This window comes from Nostoc sp. (assembly GCF_036917615.1).
GTDB lineage: Bacteria > Cyanobacteriota > Cyanobacteriia > Cyanobacteriales > Nostocaceae > Nostoc.
The window spans coordinates 15,637-27,163 of sequence record NZ_JBALCZ010000055.1 but is presented as its reverse complement, the minus strand read 5'-3'; the positions used below and the strand labels follow the sequence as shown (position 1 = coordinate 27,163).

At 42.7% G+C, this 11,527-nt stretch carries 4 protein-coding genes and 3 pseudogenes; 2 read left to right on the top strand and 5 right to left on the bottom strand.

The window, feature by feature from the left end:
* The 3 genes and pseudogenes from V7K85_RS18225 to V7K85_RS18215 all read right to left on the bottom strand — a co-directional run.
* A pseudogene (locus V7K85_RS18225) lies at nt 1–1,796 on the bottom strand (beta strand repeat-containing protein); the annotation flags it as partial.
* A 770-nt stretch (nt 1,797–2,566) separates the two neighbouring features.
* A complete protein-coding gene (moeB, locus tag V7K85_RS18220; RefSeq protein WP_334815190.1) occupies nt 2,567–3,739 on the bottom strand; it encodes a molybdopterin-synthase adenylyltransferase MoeB in 1,173 nt (390 codons plus the stop codon).
* Nucleotides 3,740–3,872: 133 nt separating this feature from the next.
* Nucleotides 3,873–4,340: a M67 family metallopeptidase gene (locus V7K85_RS18215; protein ID WP_334815188.1), complete on the bottom strand. Its 468-nt coding sequence runs from the start codon at nt 4,338–4,340 to the stop codon at nt 3,873–3,875.
* A gap of 494 nt (nt 4,341–4,834) precedes the next feature.
* Between V7K85_RS18215 and V7K85_RS18210 the strand changes: the two are divergent.
* Nucleotides 4,835–7,141 (top strand): annotated as a pseudogene (locus V7K85_RS18210) (beta strand repeat-containing protein); the annotation flags it as partial.
* 315 nt (nt 7,142–7,456) lie between these two features.
* On the opposite strand, the gene V7K85_RS18205 reads toward V7K85_RS18210, so the two are convergent.
* Nucleotides 7,457–7,636, bottom strand: a complete 180-nt coding sequence (locus tag V7K85_RS18205) for a hypothetical protein (RefSeq protein ID WP_334815184.1) — start codon at nt 7,634–7,636, stop codon at nt 7,457–7,459.
* A gap of 740 nt (nt 7,637–8,376) precedes the next feature.
* On the opposite strand from V7K85_RS18205, the pseudogene V7K85_RS18200 reads away from it, so the two are divergent.
* Nucleotides 8,377–10,482 (top strand): annotated as a pseudogene (locus tag V7K85_RS18200) (calcium-binding protein); the annotation flags it as partial.
* Nucleotides 10,483–10,797: 315 nt separating this feature from the next.
* On the opposite strand, the gene V7K85_RS18195 reads toward V7K85_RS18200, so the two are convergent.
* Complete coding sequence (locus V7K85_RS18195) at nt 10,798–10,959, bottom strand: hypothetical protein (protein WP_334815180.1); 162 nt, start codon at nt 10,957–10,959, stop codon at nt 10,798–10,800.
* Nucleotides 10,960–11,527: the final 568 nt, after the last annotated feature.

The window sequence follows — 11,527 nt, the reverse complement described above, 5'->3', positions numbered from 1 at the left end:
TTGTTCCCTACGATATTGTCGTTGTAGAATGTACCTGAGATATTGAATTGTTCGATATTCTTGTAGCTAACCCGACTAGTGCCCGCCGTAATTGAGCCAATGTTAGTAGTGGCATTGAAGGTCGAAGTGATACCCTCTGTAACATTGCTGTAAGCGACGGACAACACATCTTCACCCCTACCCCCATCTATGGTATCATTGCCACCAGATCCCGTGGAGAGGGTATCGTTGCCATTGTTCCCTACGATATTGTCGTTGTAGAATGTACCTGAGATATTGAATTGTTCGATATTCTTGTAGCTAACCCGACTAGTGCCCGCCGTAATTGATCCAGTGTTAGTAGTGGCATTGAAAGTCGAAGTGATATCCACTGTAGGATCTGGGAAGGACAACACATCGTCACCCTTTATGTAATTGAAGGACAACAAATCGTCACCCTTACCCCCATCTACTGTTTGAGTAACTAAATCAGAGGGATCAGTACCTAGTGATGTGGTGGTTAAATAGAAGGAATCATTGCCATCACCACCAGAGAGTAGGTTATTGTCCGTTGAAATGTAAGCATAGATTTTATCGTCACCAGCACCACCGTTGAGGGTGTTATTCCCTGAGGAGGTTAAATAAGAACCGTAGAGGCCGTCATAGCTAGAGGTGGAGAGAGTATCATTGCCATCACCACCAGAGAGTAGGTTATTGCCTGATGAAAAGTCAGCATAGATTTTATCGTCACCAGCGCCACCGTTGAGGGTGTTATTGCCTGAGGTTCTAAAACTATATGCTCTATATTCATAAGAGCCAGAGGTGGTGAGAAAATCGTTGCCATTGCCCCCAGAGAGTGAGTTATTGCCTTCTGAACCCTCAGCATTCAATGTATCGTTACCAGCGCCACCGTTGAGGGTGTTATCGCCTGAAGAGTTAAAATAACTGTACCCACCACCATCAATACCAATGTTAGAGGCGTAAAGAATATCATTGCCATCGTTCCCAGAGAGTAAGTTATTGCCTTTTGAACCGCTAGCACTCAAAGTATCGTCACCAGCGCCACCGTTGAGGGTGCTATCGTCTTTTGAAGAGTTAACATTGTAAAGATAAACATTCAAGAAATCATTGCCCACACCACCAACGAGGGAGTTATTTCCCGTATCACCAATTAGAGTGTCATTCCCGGCACCACCAATGAGAGTATCATTGCCCGCACCACCCCGCAGCAGGTCGTTGCCACTCTTGCCGTTAATGATGTCATCACCCCCTTGACCATTGATGACATCATCTGAGTTGTCAAAGCCGTTGACATTGTTGTTCAGGTCATTGAGGAAAGTGACTGTATTCTTATTGAAGATAGTGCTTTGAGTGGAGTTGGCATTGAAGACATCAAAGCTGTCTGTGACGGTAGTTTGCCCATAAAAGAGGATATTGCCCAAGTCTACAGTGGCTCCTGTAGATTTGCTGAGATTATCCAGGTTTTCTAGGGCAAAGTTTTGCAGGATGACTTTGGGACTACTGGACGTGGGAAAAACTTCAAAGGTGATTTCCAGATTGCTGCCATTCTGGGTAAGCAGCAGATTTTTGGCAGTGTAAGCAATGTAAGGACTGTAGCTCTGGAATTTTAAAGTGTCCACTTCGGCAATGACTGCTGCTGTCGGGTGTGTTCCTTTACCTACGCCACCAAAATCGGTGATAGTATCGGTATCGTAGTAGGGGGAGTCGTAAATATCGTTGCCACCTGCACCAGTTAAGGTGTCGTTGCCACTGCCGAATAGGGTATCGTTACCGTTGGTTCCAATGATATTTGCCATAACTTTTATCTACCTCAATCGATTTTTTCAGTAACTTCAGTTTTCAATCTGCTGTTTGTACTGTTTTTGGGTGCAAAAACTAACCGAAATTTGATGTTTTCAGCATACTCTATCCGTCGCCTCTGAGAGGTTGTTCAAAAGTATTTGGCTATGATTTTAGGCACTTGTTGATCCTCTCTAACCCCCAAAAATCAACCCTTTATATTTGGTTTTTTGCCAAGGTCTAAGTCTTACTAGCTTGAAAATAGGAAACAGTTTACTCTTTAGTGGGAAAAAATATTTTTATGCCCTCCTTATGTGCTATCCCCAGTGGGTGTTTAGCTTGAGCATAGAGAACATCTCAATAGCTTTAAAATAACCACATACTCACCATCTTACTTAGATGTCTATACTTAAATAGGCATCTTTGCATACTCTTCACATTATTTGCCGATAAATATATCTACCAATACTAAGCTTTGTCTATTCTTCATACTCTTCTAGTTTATAGGCAATAAGAAAGCACGAGGCAGTAGGCAAATGGTTGAATGACTAACAAAAAAATATATATTTTCTTTTTTGAACGCTGCGATGTCTGGGTTGGGGTATTCGGCGTCGCCTGGGTTAAGCTACACCTATACTTTAAGATCGAGCGATCGCATGTTGATGTATTAGACATAGGAGTGAAAAAGAATGTAGAGACGTAGCACTGCTAGGTCTCTACAAGGGTTCTGGATAACGCATATTTAATTTCTGGAGATGTCTATTGTATCTCAGCGAGCGGTGCGTTTTTAATACTCTGGAACTGACGAATCGATTTCTCGACTCCAAGCGGTAATTCCACCTTTGACATTCGTCCCGACAATCCCGGCTTCTTTGAGAATAGCGAGGGCTTTTGCCGATCGCCCGCCCATCTTACAATGAGCAATTAAGCGGTGACCGTTCAACATTTCCTTCACCTTAGCAACGCCATTGCCATTTTCAATCTCTGGTAAGGGCATCAACACTGAACCAGGAATCTTAGCAATGTCGTATTCATGGGGGTTGCGGACATCCAGCAGTACAAAATCTTTCGCACCACTATCCAGCAACTCCTTCAAATCCTTGACGGTCATTTCTTGACTTTCCATCTGCTGTTTTGCCTCCTCTGCCTTAGCTTGTGGAATTCCGCAGAATTGTTCGTAGTCTATCAAATTTTCAATGACTGGGCGAATCGGGTTAGGACGCAGCTTCAACTCCCGGAATTTCATATCTAAGGCGTTGTATAACAGCAATCGTCCACTCAGGGTGTTACCTTGTCCCAGAATGATTTTGACAGTTTCAGTTGCTTGGATTAAACCAATAATTCCTGGCAAAATCCCCAATACGCCACCTTCTGCACAAGAGGGAACCATTCCTGGTGGTGGTGGTTCTGGGAAAAGGTCACGATAATTTGGCCCACCTTGGTAGTTAAATACAGTAGCTTGCCCTTCAAAGCGTAAAATTGAACCGTAGACGTTGGGCTTATTTAGCAATACGCAGGCGTCGTTAACTAGATATCTGGTGGGGAAGTTATCAGTACCATCTACGACGATATCATAAGGTCGGAGGATCTCCAAGGCGTTTTCGGAACTCAGGCGGGTTTCGTATAAATCAACCTGACAATAGGGGTTAATCTCGTGAATCCGGTTTTTTGCCGATTCAATCTTGGGTTTACCCACCCAGGAAGTACCGTGGATTACTTGGCGTTGCAGATTGGAAGTATCGACAACATCGAAATCAACAATCCCGATGCGTCCAATACCTGCCGCCGCCAAATATAAAAGTAGTGGTGAACCTAGTCCACCTGTACCGATACACTGTACACTAGCGGCTTTCAGGCGCTTCTGTCCTTCTAACCCCACTTCCGGCAAAATCAGGTGTCGGGAGTAGCGTTCGTAATCGTCTTTGGTCAACTGGATTTCATCCAGATTGGGATTGAGCATAGCAGTTATGATCTGGGAGAGCGGAATATTAATCCTATCGAAAAACTGTATCTCCTATGGAGATAAAGAGTAGGGGAAGACGAGTTTTCATTCGTGGTGGCGGCGAAAACCGCTACGAGTAACTGTCTTTAAACTAAGCCGTTACAATTATATTTTCAATTTCCTCTGCTTGAAACTGATGAGTATCATCAAGGCTCCAGCTTTGGAGTTCTCCAGCTTTGCCGTTTTGGACGGAAACTATTATATACGAGTATCCCTGCCAAGCGTATAGGCGATCGCATTCTGAAGGGATAGCAGGATGATCGGGGTGGGAGTGAAAAATGCCGATAATGTTCAGTGAGCGATCGCGTGCTTCCCTTTGTGCTTTTAACATAACTTCGGGTGAGATCGCATATTGCCGTCTTTTACTGTCTGTTGTACGTTCTCCTGCGAACTCAGCAGCTGCTTCTGTATTCCAGGCATTTTCGGTTGGCATGACTTCTACCACAATTTTGTCCTGATTAGCTAGATAGCCCAAAATTATACCGCAACACTCATCTGGGTAAATGCTTTCGGCATGGGTACGGATAGTTTGCAAGTGTTCTTGGCTGATTCGGATCATATCTGCGTTAGTAATTCTAGCAATCTATAACGATTCTCGCTTAGAAATGTATAGTCATGCGTCACCGAATAGCCCGCAGCAGGCATCGCTTGATTAGTGTTGGTGTAGTTCAACCCAGGCGTTAGCGTACCCCTACTCAAAAGTAAGCTGGCAAGAGGTTCCGCACTCAAGCTTACCTAACGGATCGCAGCGATCGCTAAGAAAAATATGTATTTTGGATCACACCTTTAAATATTAGCCTACTGCTTTCTGCTTGCTTATTGCTTAGAAACTAAAATCAGATGAAGAATACACAAAGCTCAGTATTTATATATACATTTCTAGGCTAAGAATGTGAAGAGTATGCAAAGATGCTTATTTGGGCGTAGACATCTAAGTAAGATATTAACCATGTAATTATTTTGAGGCTATTCAAATATTCTTTATTTTTAAGCTAGACATCCACCAAGAATAGCTCACAAAGAGGGCATAAAAATTTAGGTAGGTAAAAGATTATGGCAAATATCATTGGAACCAACGGTAATGATACCCTGCTGGGTAGTAACAGCGCAGACACGATTAAGGGTCTTGCAGGCAACGATACTATCACAGCTTACGAGGGCGACGACACCTTGACTGGTGGGGGCGGCAAGGATAAATTTGTTTACAACTTGTATGACGGCACTGGCACTGATATCATCACCGATTTCGGTGGCATTGGTAAAGGGACAAACCCGACAGCAGCAGTCATTGCCGAAGTCGATACCCTAAAATTTCAAGGTGCTGCCTTGACTGCTCAAAATCTGCTGCTCACCCAAAATGGTAGCAATCTGGAAATCACCTTTGAAGGGGACTTTAATAATACCATAGTCATCCTGCAAAACTTTGCCCTGGAAAATCTGGATAACCTCAGTAAATCTACAGGAGCCACTATAGACTTAGGCAATATAGAGTTTGATGGACAAACTAGCATCACAGACAGCTTTGATGTCTTCAATGCCAACTCCACCCAAAACACTATCTTTAACAAGAACACAGTCACTTTCCTTAATGACCTCGACAATAATGTAAACGGCTTTGACAACTCAAATGATGTGATCAATGGTCAGGGGGGTAATGACATCATTAACGGCAAGAGTGGCAACGACATACTCAGAGGTGGTACGGGGAATGATACTCTCATTGGTGGTGCGGGAAATGATACCCTCGTTGGTGGTGCGGCGAATAAGTTTATCTTGAATGCTAGCGGTTCAACAGACAATAACCTGCTGTCTGGGGGCAATGGGAATGATTCTCTCTCTGTCTCTGGCTACTACGATAACAATATATCTGGAGATGTCTATTTTGCCTCTGGCAATAACACGCTCAACGGTGGCGCTGGTGACGATACATTGGGTGTTAGCTATTCAAAAGGCGATAACTTGCTCTCTGGGGGCGATGGCAATGATTCTCTCTACGCCTCTAGCGACGACATCAACAATAGCATTAGCTCTTCAGGCAATAATACCCTCAACGGTAACGCTGGTAACGATTACTTGATTGCTAACTACTCAACAGGCGATAACCTGCTATCTGGGGGTGATGGCAATGATTTTCTCTCCGTCTCTGCTTTCCAGTACTACGCAATTGTTGGTGGTTCAGGCAATAACACCCTTAATGGTGGTATTGGTAACGATATTTTGACTGCTAACTATTCAACAGCCAATAACTTATTGGATGGAGGCGTTGGTAACGATAGCTTAGATGTTAATGCTTCAACAGGCGATAACCTACTTAATGGTGGCGATGGTAATGATTATCTCTCCGGCTCTGGCAGGCTTACCAGATACGGAGGCGATCTCACCTTAGGCAATAACACCCTCAATGGTGGAAATGGTGACGATATTTTGAGCGTTAACGCTTCAAGAGGCGATAACCTACTTAATGGTGGCGATGACAATGATTTTCTCATAGCCTCTGGCTACTATGACTACTATGATGGAGAATTTTTTGCTTTTGGCAAGAATACCCTTAACGGTGGCATTGGTAACGATACCTTGAATGTTAACTTGTCAGAAGGCAATAATCTTCTAGACGGAGGCGATGGTAATGATTCTCTCTCCGGCTCTGCCTACGACTACGGCTACAATGGAAGTTTATATTATGTTACATCAGGCAATAACACCCTCTACGGTGGAAATGGTGACGATATTTTGAATGTTGACTATTCATCAGGCGATAACCTTCTAGATGGAGGAAATGGCAATGATTTTCTCACAGCCTCTGGCTACAACTACAACGACTACAACAAAACTTATAGTGTTACATCAGGTAATAACACCCTCAACGGTGGAACTGGTGACGATACCTTGAATATTGACTATTCGTCTGGCAATAACCTTCTAGATGGAGGCGATGGCAATGATACTCTAAGAGCATATAACGCATTAGGCAATAACACTCTTGATGGTGGTAATGGCAATGACTACCTGACAGGTGGCAAAGGTAATGATAGCCTAATTGGAGGAGCTGGTACTGATACCTTTGCTTTCAATAGTTACAATCAAGGTGTTGATACTATTTATGACTTCAACGCCACTAATGAATCGATTCAGGTATCGGCTGCTGGTTTTGGTGGCGGGTTATCAATCGGTTCACTTCAGACAAGTCAGTTTACCATCGGAACATCTGCAACTACAAGCAATCAACGATTTATTTATGACAATATTACAGGTGCATTGTACTTTGACCTTGATGGCAGTGCGTCTGGGTTTACTCAGGTAAAATTTGCACAACTTCTGAGTGGATTGTCACTAACCAAAAACAACTTTGTGGTTATTTAATCGTAACTAGCGCTCTACGATCATTAAGCGGTACGGATTGCAAGGTGCTTACAAAAGCACCTTGTATTCGATTGTTCAATGCAATTACCTTTAGCAGAGAGTAGATGTTGGGTTTGATTCCTGAACTTTCGGCATGGGTGCGGATGGCAGAGCAAGTGTTATTGGCTAAGTCCAATTATGTCTGCGTTCGTAATTTTGGTAATTTATAGCGATTATTGCTTAGATACAATAGACATCTCCGAAAATTCGTAGAGAAGACCCGTGGGGGTCGTCTCTACCACAATTTCTCCTTTTTTGGAGATGTCTAATACATCATCAGGCGATCGCAGCGATTAAAAAGAAAAATATGTATTTTTGGCGTTGCATATTTGCGGGATGATTTGTCTGACGCAGAGCCGCAGAAACGCAGAGAAGATAAGGAATTTTAAGTTTAAATACATAATTTTCATCCTTTAATTCAGCAACGCCATATTTTTTTATTATTCTTTCAAGCATCTAACAAATTTCCTCCCTTGGAAACCTATCTTTTCCTGTCGGAGAGGCTAAGCGACGGATCAAACTTTACATTACCTACTGCTTTGTACAAATTATTGACTATCAAAATGTGATAAACCCTTAGACAGAAGTATTTATATATACATTACATCCTAAATAATGTGAAGAGTATGCAAAGATCTGTATTTCAGTATAGACATCTCAGTAAATATTCATATATGGTTATTACAGTGTTATTTAGATGTTTCCTATTTTTAAGCTAAACATCCACGGCAATAGCCGACAACGAGGGTATAAAAAACCCTTCCCTTATTAAGAGTCAACTGTATCTTTATTTTTAAGATTATAGGACTTACTCATTGATAAAAAAAACTAAATTATCAAGTGTGTGTTTGAGGCATTCAAGCTTGATTTGAGAACACTTTTTCAGGGATGTGTGGGTTGGGCTATGCCTACGCTATTCTATCGAGGATGGTTAAAAAAGCCTGAAACAACCTGTTTGAGTTAATTCAGACGATCATGGATTTGTACAGTGCGTGATACTTTGATACTTAGATAGATGCTACTTGCAAGCTGACCGACAGAGTGGATTTTCCAGGAAAATTACTCTTCCTCAAGGGTGACATAAAAGTATGCCGAAAGTGTCAACTCTCAGCGAGTTATTGTCCTCTAAAACAGCACGAACTCAGGGCTGAGAACTTAATAGTTACTAAAAAAATTAATTTAGTCAGGTAAAAGTTATGACAAATATCATTGGAACTAAAGGTAATGATACTCTACTGGGCACTAACAGAGCAGACACGATTAATGGTAAAGCAGGCAACGATACCATCACAGGGAACAAGGACAATGACACCGTAACTGGTGGTGGCGGCAAGGATGAATTTGTTTACAACTTGGGCGACGGTAGTGATACTATCACTGATTTCGGTGGCATAGGTAAAGGAATAAACCCAACAGCAGCAGTCATCGCCGAAGTCGATACCATCAAATTTATTGGTGCAGGGTTAACTGCCCGAAATCTGCTGCTCACCCAGAATGGCAGCAATCTGAAAATCAGCTTTGAAGGGGTGGCTGGTACACAAGTCATCCTGAAAAACTTCAAATTAGAAAACTTGGAGAATCTGAAAGCTTCTGGAGCAAAACCAGCCATTGGTAATATCCTGTTTAATGGGCAAACTAGAATCACAGACAATTTTAATGTCCTGGATGCCAACTCCACTGAAACTAGCATCGGTATCAAGGACACGGTAACCTTCTTCAATGACCTATCCAACAACATTACGGGTTTAGATAACTCAAATGATGTCATCAATGGTCAGGGCGGTAATGACAAAATCGATGGCTTGAGTGGCAACGATTTGCTGCGCGGTGGTGCTGGCAATGATACTCTCATTGGTGGTACTGGTAACGATACCCTTAACGGTGGTACGGGGAATGACCTGCTGCAAGGTGATATAGGGAATGATACTCTCATTGGTAGTGCGGGCAATGACACCCTTAACGGTGGTGCTGGTAACGATTACTTGAATGTTGACATTTCAACAGGTAATAACCTGCTCTCTGCTGGCAATGGCAATGATACTCTTTTAGCCTCTGACTATAGAGCTTCTGGTAAGAACACCCTCAATGGTGGCGCTGGTAACGATTACTTGAGTGCTGGCATTTCAGCAGGTAATAACCTGCTCTCTGGTGACGATGGCAATGATACTCTCTCTGCCTCTGGTAACTACCGAGATGGCGCTTCTGGTAAGAACACCCTCAACGGTGGCGCTGGTGACGATTACTTAGATGCAATGTTTTCAACAGGCGCTAACCTGCTCTCTGGTGGCGATAACAATGATACTCTCTCCGTCAATTTTGCCGTTGGGAATAATACCCTCAACGGTGGCACTGGTGACGATTACTTGAGTGCTAACATTTCAACAGGGGCTAACCTGCTCTCTGGGGATAATGGCAATGATACTCTCTGTGCCTCTGGCTTCGAGGGCTACAGGTATTGGAACACCTCTGGCAATAACACCCTCAAAGGTGGCGCTGGTAAGGATTACCTGAATGTTAACGATTCATCAGGGGAGAACCTACTTGATGGAGGCGATGGTAATGATTCTCTCTTTGCCTCTGGCTACGGCTACGGCTGGGGAGGAAATTATTTTGATACCACTGGTAATAACACCCTCAATGGTGGCGCTGGTAAGGATTACCTGAATGTTGACTATTCATCAGGCAATAACCTACTTGATGGGGGCGATGGTAATGATTCTCTGTTTGCCTCTGGCTACCAGTACGACGACTACTTAGGCAAAGACCAGGCAGTCTATCGTAGAGCATCTGGCAATAATACCCTCAACGGTGGCGCTGGTGCCGATAACTTGATTGTTGATTATTCAATAGGCAAGAATCTACTCTTTGGGGGTGATGGCAATGATACTCTCTCTGCCTATGGTGCATTAAACAATAACACTCTTGATGGTGGTAATGGCAATGACTACCTTACAGGTGGCAAAGGTAATGATAGCCTAACTGGAGGAACTGGTACTGATACCTTTGCTTTCAATAGTTATAATCAGGGGATTGATACTATTTATGACTTCAACGCCACTAATGAATTGATTCAGGTATCGGCTGCTGGTTTTGGTGGTGGGTTATCAATCGGTTCACTTCAAACAAGTCAGTTTAGCCTGGGAACATCTGCAACCACAAGCAATCAACGATTTATCTATGATCATATTACAGGTGGACTGTATTTTGACCTTGATGGCAGTGGCACTGGGTTTACCCAGGTAAAATTTGCACAACTCTCAGATGGATTGTCACTAACCAAAAACAACTTTGTGGTTGTTTAATCGAAATTAGGTTCTGCCATCACTAAGCGGCACGGATTACAAGGTGCTTACAAAAGCACCTTGCATTTGATTGTTCAATGCAATTACTTTTAACAGAGAGTAGAAGTTGAGTTTTGTTCCTCAACTTTGGGCATGGGTGCGGATGGGAGAACAAGTGTTTTTGGCTAAGTTGAATCATGTCTGCGTTCTCATTCTGGCGACTTGTCGACTTGTAGCGATTTCTGCTTATATATAATACATCGTCATGCGTCACCGATAGCGTACCCTTACAGGGAAGCAAGCTAGCAAGAGCGTCTGGTAGAGAAGAGAGCTTCTCTACCAGACGCTGCGCCAACGAGTCTTGTCTGCGACACGCTGTTCGCGTTCGAGCGTCACAGCCCGCCGCAGGCATCGCTTGATTTTGATCAGAGCCGCAGCTACGCCCAACCCTGGCATCGCTGCGATCGCTAAGGAAAATATGTATTTTTTATTGCTCATTGGAGTATTTGCCTACTGCTTTCTGTATTGCTTATCAACTAGAAAAATATGAATGTTACACAAATATCAGTACTTTTAGATATATTTATCGGCAAATAATGTGAAGAATATGCAAAGATATTTCTTTAAACATAGACATCTAAGTAAATACGTTAGGATGTAATTAATTATTGTGAGGTTATTTAGATGTTCCCTATTTTCAAGCTAAATACCCACGGGCAATAGCCCACAAAAAAGGCATAAAAATATCTCTCCCGATCAACAGTCAACTTTTCCCTATTTTAAAGACAGTAAGGCTAGCCCTTTCAAGGTGTGTTATTTTCTTGTTTTTTCTGGTTTAGAATCTTAAAAGTTGAGAAATGAGGTCGATTCTTGAAATAAGTCCGCGAGAGTTCAAGATACTTAGATAAGTGTTATGTAAAAGCAGGTCAAAGGGTGAATATTCAAAGAAAAATTGCTGTCTCCCAAGGGTGACATGAAAGTATGCCGAAAACGTCAAATTTCGGCAGTTTGTTTGTGCCCTAAAACAGCACAAACAGCGGCTTGAGAACTTAAGTTACTGAAAAAA

What these genes read in the sequence shown, in the direction of transcription:
- moeB (WP_334815190.1), bottom strand. Translation starts at nt 3,739, where the DNA reads ATGCTCAATCCCAATCTGGATGAAATCCAGTTGACCAAAGACGATTAC.
- V7K85_RS18215 (WP_334815188.1), bottom strand. Translation starts at nt 4,340, where the DNA reads ATGATCCGAATCAGCCAAGAACACTTGCAAACTATCCGTACCCATGCC.
- V7K85_RS18205 (WP_334815184.1), bottom strand. Translation starts at nt 7,636, where the DNA reads ATGCTTGAAAGAATAATAAAAAAATATGGCGTTGCTGAATTAAAGGAT.
- V7K85_RS18195 (WP_334815180.1), bottom strand. Translation starts at nt 10,959, where the DNA reads ATGAGCAATAAAAAATACATATTTTCCTTAGCGATCGCAGCGATGCCA.